This is a genomic window from Streptomyces sp. CBMA29 (genome assembly GCF_014596445.1).
Classification (GTDB): domain Bacteria; phylum Actinomycetota; class Actinomycetes; order Streptomycetales; family Streptomycetaceae; genus Actinacidiphila.
The window spans coordinates 54,948-74,990 of record NZ_MECL01000261.1 but is presented as its reverse complement, the minus strand read 5'-3'; the positions used below and the strand labels follow the sequence as shown (position 1 = coordinate 74,990).

Below are 20,043 nucleotides of genomic sequence, written 5' to 3'. Positions count from 1 at the left end.
TTCACCCGCTCCACGGCACGATGACCGACCCCAGTACCAAGAGGAGTCAGCGTTGACCATTTCGCACCCCGGCGTCGCCAAGGCACCGGTTCCGGCCCAGTCCACGTACCAGACCCGCGTCGCGGACTACTGGAACGCCGAACAGAACCCGGTCAACCTCGAACTCGGCAGGATCGACGACCTGTACCACCACCACTACGGTGTCGGCGACGTCGACTGGTCCGTGCTCGACGAGACCGACCCGGCCGGGCGCCGGGACCGGATCACCGCGGAACTGCACCGGCTCGAGCACGCCCAGGCCGAACTCCTCGCCAAGCACCTGGGCCCGCTGACCCCCGAGGACCGGGTCTTCGACGCCGGCTGCGGGCGCGGCGGCGGCAGCGTCACCGCGAACATGCGTTACCAGTGCCACGCCGACGGCGTCACGCTCTCCACCAAACAGGCCGACTTCGCCAACGAGCAGGCGCGGACCCGCGGGATCGACGGCAAGGTCCGCTACCACCACCGCAACATGCTCGACACCGGCTTCCAGACCGGCGGTTACGCCGCGTCGTGGAACAACGAGTCCACGATGTACGTGGAGTTGGACCTGCTCTTCGCCGAGCACTCCCGGCTGCTGCGCCGCGGCGGTCGCTACGTCGTCATCACCGGCTGCTACAACGACACGTACGGGCGGGCCTCCCGCGAGGTCTCCCTGATCAACGCCCACTACATCTGCGACATCCACCCGCGCTCGGCGTACTTCAAGGCGATGGCCAAGCACCGGCTGGTGCCCACCCACGTCGAGGACCTGACGGCCGCGACTATCCCGTACTGGGAACTGCGCAAGTCCGCCGACCACTTGGTCACCGGAGTCGAGGACGCCTTCCTCACCGCGTACAAGAACGGCAGCTTCCAGTACCTTATGATCGTCGCCGACCGCGTCTGACCATCGTCGCCGACCGCGTCTGACCTTCGGCGCGCAATACCTCCGGGGGGACCCCGGCTCGGACCAACACGAGCCGGGGTTCCGGGGGTTACCGGCCCGGCCGGCCTACTGGCGGCGCGGTGGGAGGGGGGCGGACAGGCCCGTACCGAACAGGCGGTGGTCGACCTCGTCCAGGGCCAGGCGCAGGGCGCCGAGGGCCACGCCCTCGTCGGCGAGCGTGGAGGCGCGGATCTCGGGGAGCCGCAGGCACAGGCGGCGCAGTTCGCGTTCGAGCGGGGCGAGCAGCACGTCGGCGGAGCGGGAGTAACCGCCGCCGACCACGACGATCTGCGGGTCGAGGGTGAGGACGAGGGCGGCGGTGCCGACGGCGAGGTCGCGGACGTATCCGCGCACGGCGGCCTTGGCCGCCTTGTCGCCCGCGCGGGCGGCGGAGAAGACCCAGGCCGCGGCGTCGTCGGTGGTGACGGTGTCCGGCAGACCGGGGCAGTTCTGGAGGTGGTTGGGGGCGTTGAGCCAGCGGACCTGGCGCAGGGCGCCGATCTCGCCGGCGGCGCCGCCGTAACCGCGCCGCAGTGCCCCGTCGAGGATCAGGCCCGCGCCGGTGCGCATGCCCGCCATCAAGTAGACGATGTCGTCGGCGTCCTGGGCGACGCCGTGCCAGCGTTCGGCGACGGCGGCGAGCTTGCAGTCGTTCTCGACCAGGATCGGGGCCGCGAACCGGGCGCCGAGGTGTTCCGCCGGGTTGACGCTCGTCCAGCCGGGCAGCGGGGTGAACAGCGTGGTGCGGCCGGTCTCGTCCACGGGCCCGGTGACGCCGACGCTGATGGCCCACAGGTCGTCGCCGCTCATCGCGGCCCCGGCCAGGCAGTCCGTGATGACGGCGTCCATCGCGGCCAGCCGCGTCGCCGGGTCGGCTTCGGGCGTGACCGCGATACGGGCGCTGTGGACCACCGTGCCGTCGAGGTCGGCGAGCATGGTCAGGATCTTGTGCCCGCCGACGTCGACACCGAGGACGTGCCCGGCGTCCGCGCGGAACTGGTAGCGGCGCGGCGGTCGGCCGACGACGCTGTTCCCCGTCGGCTCCACGACGGTGGCCCAGCCGTCGCCGACCAGGGACTTGACCATGACGTCGGCGGACGGCCGGGACAGCCCGGTGCTCGCGGACAACTCGGTGACCGTCATGGGCGGGTTGCCGCGCAGCGCCTTCACGACGCTCAGCGAATTCAGCTCGCGAAGCCTGTTCAGGTCGGTACCGGTACCTGCCGTGTCGGTCAACGCACACCCTCTTCCACGCTCTGTCCGACCCCCTAATATTGCTGGGGTCTTTACGAATCCTATCCGTATCTCAGGAGATCGGATATAGCTGCCCGGCCGCGTCGGGGTCGACGGCCGCCCCGAAGTCCACCTCCCTCCCGTCGATGGCGTAGCGGTAACGGCCCAGGTGGCGGATCTCCGGGCGGTGCGCCAAGTAGGCCACCATGGAGGCGTGTTCGTCGGCGCTGAGCCAGCTCGGCGGGTCGGAGACCGCGCGGAATCCGCAGATGTCGGCGAGGTCCCGGAGCCAGGCGAGCTGCTGGTCGGTGAGCAGGTTCAGCCGGCGCCTGAAGTAGATGACGTCGGGGTCCACCTCGGCCAGCGGGGCCTGCCACAGCCGGTGCACGGAGTTGGCGACGGCGTTGCGGGCCATCGCGTCGGACGGGTCGTCGCTCGCGTGGTTCTGCCAGATCGGCGCCGTGTCGGGGCCGCTGCGCAGCCCGTCGAGCACGCCGAGCGACGGCAGCAGGACGGCGCCGCTGCCGAGCAGGTAGACGTCGTCGCCCGCGATGGAGCGGATCAGGGTCAGCGCGTCGCGGTAGACCTGCTCGCGGTCCACGCCGTCGGGGCGGGCGGCGGGCGCGAGCGCGCCGTTGATGAAGTCGAGCTTGAGGTAGCGGAAGCCCCACTCGTGCACGATGCGGTGGATCATGGCAGCGAGGTGGTCGCGGGCGGCGGGCTTGGTGAGGTCAAGACCCCAGTAGCCGACTCCCCAATTGTAACCGGCGATCACCGGCTGCCCGTTCGCGTCGTGCAGGAACAACTCCGGCCGCTCGCGGGCGATGTCGGAGTCCGGCAGCGCGATGAACGGCGCGAGCCACAGGCCAGGCACCATGCCCGCCTCGGTGATCCGCGCGGTCAACGCGGCCATACCGGAGGGGAATTTGTCGTTCGGGAACCAGTCGCCGACCTTCGTCTCCCAGCCGTCGTCCACCTGTACGACGTCGAAGGGCAGTCCGCGCAGTTCGGCGATGTCCTGCGCGAGCAGCTCCTCGGTGACGCGCTCGTAGTACGCGTACCAACTGCACCACACATTGCCCGCCTTACGGTCCCGGGCGCCGAGCCTGCGCGCGAGGTGGCGGGTGTAGGCGGCGAAGACCTCCTCCTCGGGGCCGTACGCGAGGAACCAGGGCGCGCTGCCGGTCTCGTACCAGCCGGAGACCGTGTCGAGGTCGGCGGACAGCCGCGGGCTGCCCAGGCCGAGCGAGCCGAGGAGCAGGACGTTGCCGTCCTCGCCCTGGAGGGCGGCGACCGCCGAGGAGTGGTGGCGGTGCGGATCGTCCCACCGGGGGTCGTCGGCGGTGACGCGGCGGCGCGGGTCGGCGATGCGCAGCGGTGGCTCCGACAGGCGCCGCCACCCGCACGGGCTCCACGAGTTGTGGCCGTGCCGGTAGAAGAGCGCGTCGCCGAGACCGTGCAGCACAGCCACCCGGCCGGGCGTGAGCAGCACGCCTCCGTCGACCGGCTGCGGCCCGCCGGGGCCGCCCGTCTCCACGGCGAAAGTGCGCCCGGCCAGCTCCACGAGCAGCGCCATGATTCTCCTTGGGAAACTTGAAGAAAGGGGTGGATGAGAAGAGGGGCCCGTGCGATGCGCGGCGCCCCCGTGCCACGCGCGTGCGGAGCCGCCCGCGTGAGGTGCGGAGGCACCCCCATGAGGTGCGGAGGCGCCCCCGTGCCACGCTCCGCGCATCGCCTTGGCGGGGCCGCTACTTGAACATGTCGTTGACCGTGCTGTTGGCCTTCTTCAGCGCGGCGGCGGTGTCGCTCTGGCCGAGGATCGCCGACTGGATCGCGTCCTGGACGGTCTGGCTGATCTCGTTGCCGTGGTCGGTGACCGGCAGGAAGAAGGTGCCGTCGGGCGCGGCGGCCCCGTCGGTGAAGACGTGCACGTCCTGGCCCTTGGCCTTGTGCGCGGCCAGCGACTTGGCACTGGCCTCCTTGAGCGCGGGAAAGACGACGGCGTTCTTCCCGACCAGGTCCTGGCAGGCGCTCGACCCGAGGAATTTGGCCCACTGCCAAGCCTGTTCCTTGTGCTTGGTGCCCGCGAAGATCGCGTCCGACAGTCCGTTGATCGCGGTCTTACGGCCGGACGGGCCGGTCGGCAGCGGCGCGAACGCGTACTTCTGCTTCGCGGTCGGCGAGAGGTAGGAGTTGATCGTCCACGAGCCGGTGACGGTGATCGCGCCCTGGCCCGTGTCCATCACGGCGTCCCGGCCGAGGGTCGACTGCTTGTCGAACTTCGGCGCGTAGCCCTTGGCGATCAGGTGCTTGAACCAGTCGATGGTCTTGGCGAGCTTGGGGTCGTCGTAGTTGTAGCGGGTTCCCCAGGGGTTCTTGTCCAGGAAGCTGAAGCCGTCGCTCACCGCGAGGTCGCCCCAGCCGTTCTGGCCCTGCGAGCCGTCGGCCCACTCCGGCAGGAAGCCGTAGACCTTGACGCTGTTCTTGTCGAAGGCCGGATCGAGGCCGTTGTGGCCGTTCTTGTCCACGGTGGCCTTGGCTATGGTCTGCTCCAGGCTGCCGCCGTCGTCAGGATTCCAGGTCAGCGTGTCCAGGGCCGCCGCGTCGATGCCCTGCTTCGACAGCAGCGTGGTGTTGTAGACCAGCGCCATCGTGTCCCAGTCCTTGGGCAGCCCGTAGCGCTTGCCGTCCTTGGCGTAGAGGTCGGCGAGACCGCTCTGATACTGCGTCAGATCGACCTTGTCGCGGTCCACGTACGGCTGGATGTCGAGGATCTGGTTGCTGGTGACGAGCTGCGGATAGTACGAGACGTGGTCGGTCCACACGTCGGGGGCGCTGCCCGAGGCGAGCTGGGTCGTCAGATTCTGCCAGTACTGGGCCCAGGCCGTCTGCGTGATCTTGACGGTGATGTCCGGGTTGGCGGTGTGGAACGCGTCGGCGCACTCCTGGTACGAGGCGGTCTGGTTGTCGTCCCACAGCCAGTAGTTGAGGGTCGTCCTGCCGCCGGAGGCGTCGTCCGAGGTGTTGCCGCTGCACGCGGCCGTGGAGCCGACGAGCGCGAGGGCGAGCAGCGCCGCCGCGGCCTGTGCGGGATGTCTCATGGGGTGTCCTTTTCGGGGTTGCGGGTGGAGCGAACTGGGCGGTGCGATACGGGGGTTGGCGGCCGGCGGCCGCCGGGGTCACTTGATGCCGCTGAAGTTGAGCGACTGGACCAGCCGCTTCCCGAGGAAGACCAGCAGGATCAGGACCGGCAGGACGGACAGGGTGGAGCCGGCCATCAACCCGGTCCAGTCCGGCTGGGTGTTGGGCGACTGCTGGAGGAACACACCGAGCGCCACGGTGAGTACGCGGGTGTCCTCGCCGCGCCCGACCAGCAGCGGCCAGAGGAAGTCCTTCCACGCCCAGACCGTGGTGGTCAGCCCGATCGTGATGAGCGGGCCGCGGCTCATCGGCACGATGATCCGCCAGAAGGCGCCCCACCGGCCGACCCCGTCGAGCACGGCGGCCTCCTCCACCTCCTTGGGGATGGAGAGGAAGAACTGCCGCAGGAAGAAGACCGCGAAGGGCGTCATCAGCACGCTGGGCGCGACGAGCCCGGCGAAGGTGTTCATCAGGCCCATGCTCTTCACCAGCGCGAAGTTGGGCAGCAGCGTGAAGATCGGCGGGACCATCAGCGCGGCGACGAGCACCCCGAAGAGCAGGTCACGGCCGGGGAAGCGCAGCCGGGCGAAGGCGTAACCGGCCATCGCGCAGAAGAAGGTCTGCACGATCGCGATCACCCCGCTGTAGATGATCGAATTCAGGGTGTACATGAGGAAGTTGATCTGTGCGCCGGAGCCGCCCGCTGCCCGGGTCTCCGCCGCGCTGGTCATGCCCAGCACGCGGCGGAAGTTGATCAGCGTCGGGTGGTGCGGCCACAGCGACCCGGCGTCCGAGAACAGGTCGGCCGACGGGGTGAGCGCGGTGCGCAGCATCCAGTAGAAGGGGAAGACGGTCATCAGGACGGCGGCGATCAGCACCGCCCAGGCCACGCCCCGCCCTATGCCGATGCCGCGCCGCCGTACGCGGCTGCGGGGTCGGCCGCCCGCCCGCACGTCTCTGGTGATTGCCATCGGAACTCCTGGTCGCGTCAGGTCGGGTCGGGTCAGCCGAGATCGGAGTGCGAGGCGCGCAGCAGACGCAGTTGCACGAAGGTGAGCAGGCCGAGGATGACGACGAGCACCATCGCGACGGCGGAGGCGTATCCCATGTGGAAGAAGCTGAACGCCTGTTGGTAGATGTAGAAGTAGATGACGCGGGTGGCCGGGATGGGCGAGCCCCGGTAGACCACCGCGACCGTGTCGAAGATCTGGAACGAACCGATCAGCGAGACGACGAGGACGAGCGCGAGGATCGGGCGCAGCAGCGGCAGCGTGACGCGCCGGAACATCCGGATCTCGCCCGCGCCGTCGATGAGCGCGCTCTCGTACAGGTCCTGCGGAATCTGGAGCATGCCCGCGTAGAGCAGCAGCGCCGTGTAGCCGGTGTACGCCCAGGTGTTGACCAGGGCCACGGACGGCATCGCCCAGGTCGGGGAGTAGAAGGAGACACCGCCGAAGCCGAGTGAGTGCAGCAGGTGGTTGGCAAAGCCGAGGTTGGCGTCCAGCAGCCAGGCCCACAGCAGTCCGACGGTGACGTTGGGGACCAGCCAGGGCAGGAGCAGGGTCGCGCGCAGGACGGCCGAGCGGGTCAACCGGTGCATGAGCGCGGCGAGTCCGAGCGCGATGACGGTCTGGGACACGATGTTGATGACCACGTAGTAGCCGGTGACCTTCAGCGCGTTCCAGAACTGGTCGTCGTGCAGCAGGTGCGAGTAGTTCTCGGTGCCCACGTACGAGGGCGAGTTGAGCAGGCTGTAGTCCGTCAGCGAGAACCAGACGCCGCGGACCGTCGGATACACGTAGAAGACGGCGAAGCCGATCAGGACCGGCGCGATGAACAGCGGTGCGACGCGCCGGTCATCGCGTCGGCGTCGGGGTCTTCGGGTGGCGGCGGCCCGCCCTTCGGCGCCCTCGTCCGCCGCGCGGCCGGTTGCCCAGCCCGTCAGTGCGGCCATCTGACCTCACTCTTCCGTCCGTTGAATCGATCATGGATGTGACCCTTGCCACAGGGCGACTGCACTTCAATAATGATGAAGCTCTTCGAAATTTTGTCAACACCTCTGCGTATCCCCCTACTTGTGCAAGAGGAGGCAGACCCATGCGCAACCCCCCACCACGACGCCGGACGACGACGGTGATCGCCCTGTGCGCCGCCGTGTTCGGCATCGCGTTCCTGGTACTTCCGGCGAGTCCCGCGACCGCGAGCCCCGGCACCGCGAACACCTCGGCCGCGCGGCCGACCACGGCCGCCGCCGTCGTACCGCACGGCGCCCCCGCCCGGCCGGCGCCCCCGTCGACTCCCGATCCCTCGTTGCAGGCCCACCCGTTGACGGCGGCGCCCGGCGCGCTGGACAACCCGCTCAAGGGCTTCGCGACCTACTACTCCGCGGGCGGTGACGAGAACACGGGCTACCCGCACTCGCTGCAATGGAGCTACTTCGGCCTGTCCGAGGTCATGACCGACCCGAACAACTGCTCCACGTTCAACTGGAGCGTGCTGGACAACGCGCTCAACGAGATCGCCTCGTACGGCAACCAGGCCGCGATCCGCTTCTACATCGAGTACCCGGGCGGCACCGGCACCCACCCCGGCAACGCGATCCCGCACTGCTTCGACGGACACGTCACGTACCGCACGAACGCGTACTGGGGCACCACCAGCCCCGACTACGACAGCCCGTATCTGCTCGACGCGCTCGGCACGTTCATCGCCGCGTACGGCGCGCGCTACGACGGCGACCCGCGCATCGGCTTCATCAACCTCGGCCTGGTCGGCCTGTGGGGCGAGTGGCACACCTGGCCGTACGACACCGACACGAGCGGCGACAGCTACCCGAACTACATGCCCACCGACGCGCACGCGGCGCGGATCATCCAGGACTACGACAACGCGTTCCAGAAGACCAAGCTGGAGGTGCGCTACCCGACCTCCGGCGGCGGCGCCGCGAACAGCCTCGACGTCGGCTACCACGACGACTCGTTCTGCTACCGCGAAGGCAGCCCGCTCGCCGGCGTCACGCTGCCGCAGTCGCTCGGCGGCGCCGACTACTCGCAGCTCCAACTCGCCCTGAACGAAGGCGTGGAGAACAAATGGATCACCGACTCGATGGGCGGTGAGGTGCGCCCCGAGATCCAGTCCTCCGCCTTCTCCTCCTGGCCGGGCGGCTCGGGCCAGGTCGACGACATCAAGGCGTGCCTCGAACTGGAGCACACCACATGGAAGATCAACGAGGGCAGCAGGAACTACTCCCCCACCGACGCGAACGTCGGCGCGGCCGTACGCCTGATGGGCTACGACCTCGGCGTCACCAACGCCTACTACAAGAACACCGCCAGCGGCACGACCAGCATCGGCGTGAAGATGACCAACGACGGTGTCGCGCCCTTCTACTACCCGTGGACGGTCACCCTCGGCCTCAAGAACAGCGGCGGCGCCGTCGTCAAGACCTGGGACACCCCCTGGGACCTGCGCACCGTCATGCCGCAGAAGATCCGCGCCTTCCCCGACTGGGGCCTCGGCTCCGACCCCACCTACCTCGACTACGGCTACGCGCAGTACTTCCAGACCGCCGTCGACCTGTCCTCGGTGGCCGGCGGCGACTACCAGCTCGTCCTGCGGGTCAAGAACCCCCTGGAGAGCGTGAGTTCCAGCGCCAAGAAGCTGCGCTTCGCCAACGCCGCCCAGAACGCGGACGGTTGGCTCGGCCTCGGCGCGATGACCGTCGGCACGGGCTCGGGTTCCGGTACCCCGTCCGGCAGTTACGAGGCCGAGGCGTCCGGCAACACGCTCGGCGGCTCCGCGGTGGTCGCGGCCTGCTCGGCGTGCTCGGGCGGCGCGAAGGTCGGCTACCTCGGCAACGGCGGGACGCTGCGGATCAACGGCGTCAACGGCGGTACGGGCGGGTCCGCCCAGGTCACCGTCCACTACACCAGCGCCGAGACCCGTACCGCCACCTTCAGCGTCAACGGCGGCGCCGCGACCTCCGTCAGCCTCCCGTCCACCGGGAGCTGGGACACGGTCGGCACGGCGACGCTGACGCTGAATCTGGCGGCCGGGACGGGGAATTCCGTCACGATCGCCAACCCCTCCGGATGGGCGCCGGACATCGACCGGATCACGGTCGGCTGACCGCGAAGCCCTGATCACCCGGCCGGGGGGCGGGACCTGCTCGCGTCCCGCCCCCGGCCGTCCCGTACCGCCGAGGAGTTCCCGCGCATGCTCGCCAGCCAACGTCACCGCGCCATCTCCGCCCTGGTGAGCAGCCAGGGCGGCGCCAGCAACCTCGAACTCACCCGCGCCCTCGGCGTCTCCGAGACGACGGTCCGCCGCGATCTGACCGCGCTCCACGAGCGGGGGGTGCTGCGGCGCGTGCACGGCGGGGCGCTGCCGGTCGGCCCGGACCGCAAGGCGCCCCGGAGCACCGCGCCCCGGGTCAGCGCGCCCCAGGTCAGCGCGCGCCCGTACGACATCGCCCGCACCGCCGCCACGCTCGCGACCCCGGGATCGACGATCGCCCTGTCCGGCGGCGCCGGCACGCTGCCGCTGGCGCGGGCGCTGACGAAGGTCCCCGACCTCACCGTCGTCACGACCTCGCTGCCGGTCGCCGACGCCCTGCGCGGCGCCCGGCACCGCGAGCACATCGTCGTCGGCGGCATCAGCACCCGTAACGGCCACGTCGGCGCCCTGACGCTGGCCACGATCGAGTCGCTGCACGTGGACACGGTGTTCCTGGCCGCGCACGGCGTCCAAGCAGGCCGGTTCACCGCCGCGAGCGAGCCGGAGGCCGACATCGGGCGGGCCCTGATCGCCGCCGCACGGCGCACCGTCGTGCTCGCCGACCGCACCGCCTGGGGCCGTACCGGGGCCGCCCCGGTCGCCCGTCTCGATCAGGCGGACGCCGTGATCACCGACAGCTCCCTCGGCGCGGAGGCCCGGAGTCCGCTCGGCGAGCACGTCCCCCGACTGATCCTGGCCTGCGACCCATCCGCGGCCGGAGCGGCTCCGAATACGGGGCAGGAGAGCGTCTCCGTGTGGTCGTCGTACGGGAAGGACCGGGCCTGCCGCTTACCTCCACTGAGCTGTGGAGGTGTCGTTTCCGGACTGCGGGATCTGCTGAATTTCTGCCAATTCAGCCCCGGTCCGGAATTTGTCGTGCCCGAATACCGGAATGCGTCCACTGGGCTTTGTGGTGCGTGAGTGAATTACTCGCGAGTAAAAGGATCATCTTAACGATCATCGTCATGATCACCGCACTGACCAGCACATTTGATCGCCCCAGGCATATTCGGGATTCACTCTGTGTTCGAGATTGAACGGAAAGTGAGAGGGCTTGTCAGCTTCGCTCAAGTGTGCTGATATTCGGGCTGGATTCCTTTCGCGCCGAGGCACTGCGGAGGCGGCTTCCTCAGGGGGGATGCCGAATTCGCGGACGCGGGCAACAGCCCGTGGCGCCCCGGTCCCGGTCGTCCGGGCGGCGGTCGTCACCGCCGCGCGGGCGGCGTTCCCCTTCCATCCCGTGAGTGGTTCATGTCGCAGAACTTCTTCGAGCCCCGCACACCGGTACGGCGGCCACGGCCGCCGGGACCGGCGCTCGGCATGCCGCCCGGCCTGGTGCCGGGGCTCGAACCCGCGGCCCGGGAGGGGAAGGCCGCGGGACCGTCCGGGGGCGGGGGGCCGTCGGAGCCTGGTGAACCTCCCAGACCCGGCGGCCCCGACGAGCCGTCCTGGCTCCGGATCTACTGGAACACCCTGCGGTCCTTCGTCCGGCGCCACCTCGGGCTGAAGCCGAAGGCGCCGGCCGCGCCCGGCGAACAGGCCGCCCGACGGCACCGGGGCCGCGCGCTCGCGGTCACCGTGCTCGTCCTGGCGGTGGTGTCCGCGGCGGCCGTGGTCGTCCTGCGCGATCGGAGCGGCTCCGGGACCGGGACCGGGACCGAGGGCTCCGACCGGCCGACGGCGGCCGTCGGCCCGAAGGCGTCCGAGCCCGGACCGTCATCGTCATCCACGTCGGCCTCGCCGTCCACGCCGCCGCCGATCCGCGACGCCGTCGCGACCTGGGTCGCCGCGCACATCGGCCCCACCCGTGTCGTCGCCTGCGACGTCGCCGTATGCGCCGCGCTCGTGTCGCACGGCTTCCCCGCGGGCTCCACGCTCACCGTCACCTCCTCTCCGCAACAGCTGCTCGGCGCCGATGTCGCCGTCGTCACCGGCCCGTTGCGCGCGATGGCGGGGGACGCGCTACGGGATCTGACCGGCCCGCAGCCGCTCGCCGTGTTCGGCGGGAGCGCGGGTGACGGGACGGGGGCGGGTGACGGGACCGGGGCAGGTGACGGCAGCGGGACCGACGCGGCGGCCGACGCGCAGCGCGCCGAGGTGCTACCGGTCGCCCACGCCGGGCGTACGGCGTACGAGCGGGTGGCCGCCGCGGACCGCGAGGAGCGCCGCTTCTCGGGGGCGGCGCTCGCCGCCAACAAGCGGATCACCTTCCAGGGCGGCACGCGCGCGCTCCTGACGGGCGGTCATGTCGACCTGCGCGTCTGCGCGTTGCTCGCCGTCCTCAGCAGCGGCCACACCCTCACCGTCACGTCCTTCGACGCGCCCGCGCCGGGCGCCGGCGCCGACATCCCGCGCGGCGGCGTGGCGATCTCGCGCGTGGACGGCGCCCCGGCCACGGGGAGCGGACCGCCCGCCACCGCGCTGCGCGCTCTGATCGACGCCCAGCAACCGCCCTACCGGCCGCTGCGGACCGCCGCCCGTACCGGCGGCGCCGGAACCCCCGCCGTCCTGACCGTGCTGTACGACCAGCCCGCCCCGGACGGCCTCGTCAGCGCCGACTCAGCGTCGTGAACGCCGTATCGCACCCGTCCGGCCCGCCCTCCCGGCCCGGCCAGAACCCCGACCGTGAACGCCGAAGCCGATCCCGGCCCGGACCCCGACCCGACCCTGGACGCCGAGCCAATCGGCGCATCCGCCCGTCAGCAGAAGGACTTCGCATGAGGCTTTTCCCGCGGGCGACCGCGCGCACCGGCTCGTCGGCCAGACCGTCGCCCCGGCCGTCGTCCAAGCCGTCGTCCCGGCACTCTTCGCGGTCCGCCGCGCTCGGCGCCGCCGCCGTCCTCACGCTCAGCGCCGCCGTCCTGGCGGGCCCGGCCGCGGCCGGTGCGTCGGCGGCTCCCGCCTGGTCCGGCGGCTGGCTGCGGCTGGCGCACTTCTCGCCCGGTACGCCGCCGGTGGACGTCTACCTCTACCCCTTCGGCGGATCGAAGGCCGCGATGGTCCTCAAGAGCGTGTCGTACGGGCACGCTTCGCCGTACGAGTCGGTCGCCACCGGCCAGTACACGGTGGCGATGCGCAAGGCGGGCGACCCGGCGTCGGTGTCGCCGGTCATCTCCTCGACCGTGCGGGTCGTCGAGGGCCGCGCGTACACCGTCGCCGGGCTCGGTCCCAACTCCGCGCTCCAACTGCGCACGCTGTCCGACCAGTTGTCGGCCCCGCAGGGTCAGGCCGCGGTACGGGTCATCCAGGCGTCGCTCAGCCAGCCCGCCGTCGCGGTCCAGCTGGCCGCGCAGGACCAGGGTTCGCTGCGCTTCCCGACGTCGACTCCGTACCGCACGGTGTCCGCGGGCAGCACGACCGTACGGGTCTCGGCCGGGGCCGCGACGACCTCCCGTACCGTCCAACTGACCGGCCGCAGCACGCACACGCTGGTCGTCCTGTCCTCCACCGGCTCCGCGCCCGGACTGCTCGACCTCACCGACTCCGCGGGGCCGAGCCGTCAGCCCAACGGCGGCGTGGACGCGGGCTTCGGCGGTCTCGACCAGCCGAAGGCGGCGGCCGAAGGCTCCCGCACACCCCAACTCGTCGGCTGGGGAGCCGCCTTGGTCATCGGTTCCGGCCTGCTCGTGCTGTCGGTACGCCGACTGCGGCGCGGCTGAGCGGCGTCATGGCGCCGCGACACGCACGGCCCCGGCCGCGTCATCGGGGAGCGGCCGGGGCGCTCGCCGTCCTCGGGGTGGTGACGGTCGCGGGCGGCGCCGTCGGCCTCGCCACGAATCTGGTGCCGGGGGCGGGGGCGCGAACGGGCTCAGGACAGGGGCGCGCCGCCGTCGGCGCGGTCGCCCCGGAGCCGGGCCGGGTCGTCAGCCGGCCCGTGGCCCCGACGGAGGCGACCGCCGCCCGCCCCCGCGCGCTGGCCATCCCGGCCATCGACGTCGACACCCCGCTCGAACCGCTCGGTCTGACCCCTTCCGGCGCCCTGGGCACACCGTCCCGGCCGAGCGAGGCGGGCTGGTTCGACGGAGGCCCGGTCCCCGGCGCCCCCGGCCCCGCCGTGCTCGTCGGCCACGTCGACTCCCCGGACGGCCCCGCCGTCTTCTCCCGTCTCTCACTCCTGCGGGTCAACGACGTCATCCGCGTCACCCTCGACGACAACCGGACCGTCCGCTTCCAGGTGACGTCCGTCCGGAGCTACGCCAAGGACGCGTTCCCCACCGAGGCCGTCTACGCCCCGCGCCCCGACCCCCAGCTCCGCCTGATCACCTGCGGCGGCCCCTTCACCGGCCAGACCTACCTCAACAACATCGTCGTCTTCGCCCGCCTCCTGCCCTGAGGCCGCCCTCCTCGTTCCCCCCGCGATACAGCGCGCCGTGAAGATTCCGAAAGCGTTTCGCGGGAGCGGTCTCACATTCCCGCGACGCCGTTCCGGATAGCCGTACGTCGCGGAAAACGGAATGCCGTGTCTTACTTGAAGCGTGAATCACGCTGAATCCGGAATTCCGCGCCGCGGGGCCGTTTTCCGTATCTGATTCAAGCCGCATACCGCCGAGAACGCGCCAAGCATCGGTACGCGATTCGAGGTCGGCCGCATCCGCGCCTATCGTCGGCCGGGTTGCCGCGGACCACCCGGCACCGGCACGGGGGAGCACACATGCGTGGGATCAGAAGACCGCCCGTCGACGCAGCGCAGCACGTGAGACGGTACGCACCCTTACTGGCCGACGTACCGGCCGACGCCTGACGCGTCGCCACCGCACCGGCGCCCGCCCGCCCGCGCCGGCCGTCCACGTATCCCGTACCACCCGAAATCCGGCCCGCGGCCGGACATTCCGCGTTGCGGAATTCCCGCCTCCCATTCGCCTGCCGACCACCATCGTCGCCGCCCGTTGACGCCGGTGGATTCAGGCATGGGCGGATTGTTCCAGTCCGCCCGCGACAAGAAATTCCCGGAGCGCAATTTCATGGTTGCCAGTGCAACTGAATGTGTGCCAGGGTTCTGCCTCGTCCGATCAAGTCCACGATGAAAGCGGAGTTCATTCATGAACAAGAAAACCGGAATTAAGGTCGCCGTCGCCGCTGTCGCCCTCAGCTTCGCCGCCGCCACGCCGGCCCTGGCCACCTCGGTCGACGTCGGCGGCGGCAGGTGGAGCTACGACCACGGCGCCAACACCGCGTGGTCGAACTACAAGCACCCGACGAACAAGCACGCGTCGTCGGTGAAGATCGGCACCGTCGTGTTCGGCAGCGGCTGCACGGCCAAGGGCGTATGGTCCCTGGCCTCCGCGGGGCTGAACGGCAACTCGGTGAGCTACTACTACAACCCGTCCTGCTGACCCTCCGTCAGCGAAGGGGCCGGTCACGGCTGCCAGCCGAGCGGTACCGGTCGGGCGGTACCGGTCGCGCGGTAGCCGTCGGGTGGTAACGGCCGGGTGATCCTGCGCAGCCGTGGAGGCGGGGACGTCACCGCCTCCACGGCTGCTCGCCCGCCGTAAGCCGCCGTCACGCCCGCCTGAATTCCCGAGCGCCCTCAACCGAGGAATCACCATGCTGCATCGCGGTATTCGAGTCGTCCACGCCGCCCTCCTGGCCTTCTCCGCCGTCCTGGCCTTTCTCTTCGTGCGCGGACTCGACGAGGACGGGGTGCTGGGCAACTCCGCCATGGTCGACGTGCTCGACTCCGACGGATCGACGAGCGCGCCCCAAGTCGTCCAGGCCGTCGAGTCGTTCGCGGCGCGGCACGGGGTGGGGGTCGCCCGCGAGGTGCCCGACCTCAAGAACCCCGACACGGTCCGCCACCTGTACCTCGCGCCCGGCGGCACCGGTACGCGGACCGCGAAGTGGCTGGACCACGGCTACCCGGCGTTCAGCGAGAACTTCACCACCCGCGTGCACCCGCTCGCCGACATCGGCCCACTCGACCCGCGCGGCACGTACTACGTCTTCGGGTCAGCGGGCGCCGCCGACGCCCTGCGGCTGGAGTTCACGCACCTCGGCATGACGGTCGACGTCAGCCACCCGCTGTCCGTACGGGGGTTGATCGACCGGTACAAGAACGACTCGCTGTTCCGTTCCTTCTACGTCGTCGCCCTCGCGGCGCTGACGATGACCGGTGCGAGCGTGCTGCTCAACGCGCGGGCGTACGGCGTCCTGCGCATGCAGGGCATGTCCTTCACCGGCATCCTGCTGCGCGACCTGCGGCGGCTCGCCGTCTTCTGGCCGCTGTCGGCCGCCGTCGTCGTGGCCGCGGTCCTCACCTTCCTCGGTCTCTACAACGGCCTCGCGTGGCTCGGTCTGTTCGCCGCGGTGGCCGCGGTCCTCGCCGTCCTGCTGGCCGCCGTCGTCCTGGCCGCGCACGCCGCCGCGCTCGCGCTGACGTTCAAGGTCGGCGTCCTGCCCGCGCTCAAGGGCGAACTCCCCTCCCGGGCAGCGTCCTTGAGCGTGTACCTGGTCCGTATCCCCGCGCTGCTGCTCGCGCTCAGCATCGCCACCAACGCCACGCTGGCGAGCCGCGACGTTCTCACCCGTGAGGACAACCGGGACGCGTACCACGCCGTCGGCGACGCCGTGTCGATCCGGCTGAGCGGCGCGTTCGCCATGCACATGGACCAGTTGGACCAGCACGTCGGGCCGTGGCTGCGCAGTGCCGACGCGCGGGGCGAGGTGATCGTGGCCGGGCGGCGGGACCTCCAGATGTCCGCGCCCGGTGAGCATCTGCCCTCCGGCGAGATCCTCGTCGTCAACGACACCTATCTGGCGCGGCAGCCGATGGTGGACCCGGCGGGGCGGCGATACGCGTCGCAGGCCGGGAGCGCGACGGCCGCGGACTCCCGCGCGGTGCGGCTCCTGATCCCCGACACGCTCGCGTCGGACACCCCCGCGATCACCAAGGCCGCCGAGGCGATCATCGACCCCGACCTCACCGGGCACGTCCCCATGAAGGTCTCGGCGACCCGCGGCGGCCAGCGGGTCTTCGGCTACAACACCGGTGCGTACTCCTACCGTTCGGGCCACGACGCGGCCGAGGACCGTTCCATGGTGCGCGACCCGGTCGTGATCGTCGTCCCCAACGGATCGCGCTTCCTCACCGACGACGCCTACACCGCCATCGCGACACAGGCCGGAGTCGTCTTCCCGGACCCCGCCGACGTGACCGCGGGCATCCGCGCGGAACACCTCCAGGACTACGTGAACTCCATGAGTCCGGTGGGCGAGAAGACCGCCCTCGACCTCAGGAAGGCGCTCACCGAACTCCGGGTCCAGATCTTCAACCTGGTCATCGCGGCGATGGTGCTCCTCATCGCCGCGGTCGGCGTCTGCCTCATCTACGCCCGCAAGAACGCGCAGAGCGTTTTCGCCCAGCACGTCAGCGGCTGGCGGTACGTCGCCTCGCACCGCTTCCTGCTGGCCGTCGAGGCGGCCATCGCGGTGATCTTCGCGACCCGGGTGCCGTTCCAGGCGTGGCAACAGCGCCAGCACCTGCGGCAGTTGGCCGCCGCCGGTGAGCCCGCGACCTTCGAGCCGACCCGGCTGACCGCGCTCGACCTCGGTGTCATCAGCGGTCTGGTCGTCTTCGAGCTGGCCGCCGTGCTGCTCGCCCTCGCCTACTTCCACCGCCGCATCGTGAAGGAGGGCTCGACCGGGACCTGAGCCGGCCGCGCCACGGAATTCCTCCACCGAGCAGGAGTGTGCCTGTCATGACGAAGATGATCGAGATCGAGAGCCTTTCGAAGTCCTATGGTTCCCGCACGTTGTGGGACAACGTCAACCTCACCGTGGAGCGCGGCGAGATGCTGGCTCTCGTCGGGCCCAGCGGATCGGGAAAGTCGACCCTCCTCAACTGCCTCGGTCTGCTCGACCGCCCGGCATCCGGCGTCATCCGGTACGAGGGGAAGGACATCACACGTTTCGGCCGCCGTGACATCCGGCGATTCCGCCGCGACACCCTCGGATATCTCTTTCAGCACTACGCGCTCATCGAGAGCGAGACCGTCGAGCAGAATCTCGAAGTCGCGGCCAGGCCGAGGCCGTCGCTGCGCGGCAGGTCCGGGCCCGCGATCGCCGAGGCCCTGGAGCGGGTCGGCCTCGCGGGGCGCGGCAAGGAGACGGTCCACCACCTCAGCGGCGGTGAGCAGCAGCGGGTCGCGCTGGCGCGCGTGCTCGTCCAGCGCTCGGCGCTGGTGCTCGCGGACGAGCCGACGGGCGCGCTCGACGACGCCAACTCGGCTGTCGTGGTGGACATTCTGCGGGAGCTGAGCCGGTCGGGGTGCGCGGTGGTGATCGCCACGCACGACGCGGGCGTGCGGGACCGCTGCGACAACGTGTTCGCGGTGGGGAGGGGCGCGGGGGCCGCACCAGGGGCGGGAGCCGCACCCCGGACAGGGGCCGTACCAGGGGCAGGGGCCGCACCAGGCGGGGGAGCCGCACCGGCCACCGTAGCGACGGCCATTTCGAGCGGTGCGCGCGCGGAGAAATGACGTTCCGAAAGTCCGCCGCGAGCGCCGGAGTAGGATGCGTGTCACCGCCATCAGGGGGTGTCGATCACACTTCCTCCAGGCGGTTCATAATTCAACAAACTGCCTCGGGTGCCTCTTTGACGTCCACCGACAGCAAATCCCGTTCGATACAAAGCCGTTCGGGATTCAAAGCAACCATCACGGCCTCTCGGGCATCTTTACCAAGTCGGGCGATGCTGATCTGGCTGATTCCGCCGCTGTGGACTCTCGCCCTCGGCCTCTGGGGACTCTCCCGGCAGCACACCGTCTGGCGTGACGAGGCGGCCACGTGGCAGGTGGCCGGGCGGTCGACCCCCGAGATCCTGCGCATGCTGCACCACGTGGACGTCGTACACGGCCTCTACTACCTGCTGATGCACGCCCTGTTCAGCGTGTTCGGGCCCCACACGACCACACTGCGGCTGCCTTCGGTGCTGGCCGGCGCGGTGGCGGCGACCTGCGTCGCGCTCATCGGGCGGCGGCTCGCCGGTCCCGCCGCGGGCCTCGCGGGCGGGCTGGCCTTCGGGCTGCTGCCCGCCGCGCAGTTCTACCTCCAGGAGGGGCGGCCGTACGCGCTGGTCGCCGCCGGGGCCGGGGTGGCGACCCTGCTGCTGGTCGCCGCGCTCCAGGACGACACCGGACCGCGCCGCCGGGCATGGCACTGGGCGGGATACAGCGGCGCCGTCCTCGTCTGCGGGCTGCTGAACTGGTTCTCGCTCCTGATCCTCCCCGCGCACCTGGCCACCCTGCTCTGGTCCCGGGCCGCCGACCGCCGTACGTGGGCCGCCTGGACGGCCGCCTCCGCCGTCGCCGTCCTGGCCGTCACTCCGCTGGCCCTCTTCAGCCGGGGCCAGTCGGCGCAGGTGTCCTGGATTCCGCCGCTGACCTGGCACATGCTGATCGGACCCGGGGTGCTGGTGCTGATCGGCGGCCTCTGCGCGGCGGTGTCCGGCAGCCGTATCGCGGGCCGGTCCCGTAGGGACGTATTACGTACCGCCCCGCCTCGTACGGACGCGCCTCGTACCGCCCCGCCTCGTACCGCCCCGCCTCGTACGGACCGGCTGTCCGCCGCCGCCGTGGGGCTGCCGTTGCTCGCGGTGCCGCAACTCGGCCTGGCCTGCGCATCGTTGTTCCAGCCGCTGTTCCTCGACCGCTACGTACTCTTCAGCATGCTGGGCCTCGCGCTGCTCATCGGCGCGGCGATCGGCGCGGCGGTGCGCGCCGCCCGGCCCCGCTTCCCGCGCGCGTCCGCGTGGATCGTCCCCGTGGCGGTGGCCCTCGCGGCGGTCGCCCTGCTCCCCCAGTCGCTCGCCGAGCGCTCCCCGAAGAGCCGGGTCGACGACGTCATGGCCGTGGCCTCCGACGTCCAGCGGCTCAAGCACCCCGGCAACGCCGTCCTCTTCATCCCCTCCGCCCGCCGCGACGCGGAATCCGTCTCCCCCACCGCCTTCTCCGGCCTGCACGACATAGCGCTGACCGAGACCCCGGAGCGCTCCGGAACGCTCAAGGGCCTGGAGGCGTCCCCCGACCGCATCCGTACGGCGATGCTCGCGCGCGACCGCATCCTGCTGGTCACCGACGTCCCCCGGATCGCCCGCCCCCTGACGGCCGCGCAGGACCGGATGAAGATGCGCGTCCTGCTGACGTATTTCACGCCGGTGGCCGATGTCCGCGTCCACGGGCGGCGGTTGACGGTGTACGAACGCCTTCCCCGCCCCGCGCGCGCCGCCCGCTGAACCATCCGGCCGCCCGGCCCTCACCGGCTACACGCTCGACCGGGCCCCTTCCACCTCACCCGGGAGCTGACCGGCACCCTCGCCCAGGCCGGCGGCGAGGCCGGGGCCGTCCGGGTGCGAGCCGGTGCCCGTACAGCCGGAGAGCGTGGTGCCGCCGAGGTCCGCGCCGCGCCCTGTCCGCGCGCCCGGCCGCGTAGGC

Annotated in this window: 15 protein-coding genes; 10 read left to right on the top strand and 5 right to left on the bottom strand. The window is 70.9% G+C overall.

The features are described from left to right. Positions 1–52 precede the first annotated feature (52 nt). Positions 53–928 (top strand): geranyl diphosphate 2-C-methyltransferase, encoded by an 876-nt coding sequence (locus BGM09_RS35425; protein ID WP_188285853.1) that lies wholly within the window; start codon positions 53–55, stop codon positions 926–928. Between the two features lie 105 nt (positions 929–1,033). Here the strand turns inward: BGM09_RS35425 and BGM09_RS35420 are convergent, their stop codons facing one another. From BGM09_RS35420 to BGM09_RS35400, 5 genes are all read right to left on the bottom strand, one after another. Continuing rightward, the gene (locus tag BGM09_RS35420) at positions 1,034–2,203 is read right to left on the bottom strand and encodes an ROK family transcriptional regulator (protein WP_188285852.1); all 1,170 of its coding nucleotides are present in this window, start codon (positions 2,201–2,203) and stop codon (positions 1,034–1,036) included. A 70-nt stretch (positions 2,204–2,273) separates the two neighbouring features. Then, positions 2,274–3,776 carry a glycoside hydrolase family 36 protein gene (locus BGM09_RS35415; protein WP_188285851.1) on the bottom strand — a complete coding sequence of 501 codons (1,503 nt, stop codon included), beginning with the start codon at positions 3,774–3,776 and terminating at the stop codon, positions 2,274–2,276. 172 nt (positions 3,777–3,948) lie between these two features. Beyond that, entirely contained in the window at positions 3,949–5,301 is a 1,353-nt protein-coding gene (locus BGM09_RS35410; RefSeq protein WP_188285850.1) for an ABC transporter substrate-binding protein, read from the bottom strand. 78 nt (positions 5,302–5,379) lie between these two features. Then, positions 5,380–6,312, bottom strand: coding sequence for a carbohydrate ABC transporter permease (locus BGM09_RS35405; protein ID WP_188285849.1), 933 nt, complete (start codon positions 6,310–6,312; stop codon positions 5,380–5,382). 32 nt (positions 6,313–6,344) lie between these two features. After that, entirely contained in the window at positions 6,345–7,295 is a 951-nt protein-coding gene (locus tag BGM09_RS35400; protein ID WP_188285848.1) for a carbohydrate ABC transporter permease, read from the bottom strand. A 143-nt stretch (positions 7,296–7,438) separates the two neighbouring features. Here BGM09_RS35400 and BGM09_RS35395 point away from each other — a divergent pair, with 143 nt between their 5' ends. The 9 genes from BGM09_RS35395 (at position 7,439) to BGM09_RS35355 (ending at position 19,844) form a co-directional block, all read left to right on the top strand. Beyond that, positions 7,439–9,469, top strand: coding sequence for a DUF4832 domain-containing protein (locus BGM09_RS35395; protein WP_188285847.1), 2,031 nt, complete (start codon positions 7,439–7,441; stop codon positions 9,467–9,469). A gap of 87 nt (positions 9,470–9,556) precedes the next feature. After that, positions 9,557–10,537, top strand: a complete 981-nt coding sequence (locus BGM09_RS35390; protein ID WP_188285846.1) for a DeoR/GlpR family DNA-binding transcription regulator — start codon at positions 9,557–9,559, stop codon at positions 10,535–10,537. Between the two features lie 330 nt (positions 10,538–10,867). Beyond that, positions 10,868–12,187 carry a hypothetical protein gene (locus tag BGM09_RS35385; RefSeq protein WP_188285845.1) on the top strand — a complete coding sequence of 440 codons (1,320 nt, stop codon included), beginning with the start codon at positions 10,868–10,870 and terminating at the stop codon, positions 12,185–12,187. Positions 12,188–12,333: 146 nt separating this feature from the next. Then, complete coding sequence (locus BGM09_RS35380) at positions 12,334–13,275, top strand: DUF4397 domain-containing protein (RefSeq protein ID WP_188285844.1); 942 nt, start codon at positions 12,334–12,336, stop codon at positions 13,273–13,275. An 8-nt stretch (positions 13,276–13,283) separates the two neighbouring features. Then, on the top strand, positions 13,284–13,949 hold the full coding sequence (locus BGM09_RS35375) for a class F sortase (protein ID WP_188285843.1): 666 nt from the start codon (positions 13,284–13,286) through the stop codon (positions 13,947–13,949). Between the two features lie 706 nt (positions 13,950–14,655). After that, positions 14,656–14,949: a lactococcin 972 family bacteriocin gene (locus BGM09_RS35370; protein ID WP_188285842.1), complete on the top strand. Its 294-nt coding sequence runs from the start codon at positions 14,656–14,658 to the stop codon at positions 14,947–14,949. A gap of 211 nt (positions 14,950–15,160) precedes the next feature. Next, on the top strand, positions 15,161–17,263 hold the full coding sequence (locus tag BGM09_RS35365) for a hypothetical protein (RefSeq protein WP_188285841.1): 2,103 nt from the start codon (positions 15,161–15,163) through the stop codon (positions 17,261–17,263). A 47-nt stretch (positions 17,264–17,310) separates the two neighbouring features. Continuing rightward, a complete protein-coding gene (locus BGM09_RS35360; protein WP_223188051.1) occupies positions 17,311–18,090 on the top strand; it encodes an ABC transporter ATP-binding protein in 780 nt (259 codons plus the stop codon). Between the two features lie 212 nt (positions 18,091–18,302). Beyond that, on the top strand, positions 18,303–19,844 hold the full coding sequence (locus BGM09_RS35355; RefSeq protein WP_188285840.1) for a glycosyltransferase family 39 protein: 1,542 nt from the start codon (positions 18,303–18,305) through the stop codon (positions 19,842–19,844). Positions 19,845–20,043: the final 199 nt, after the last annotated feature.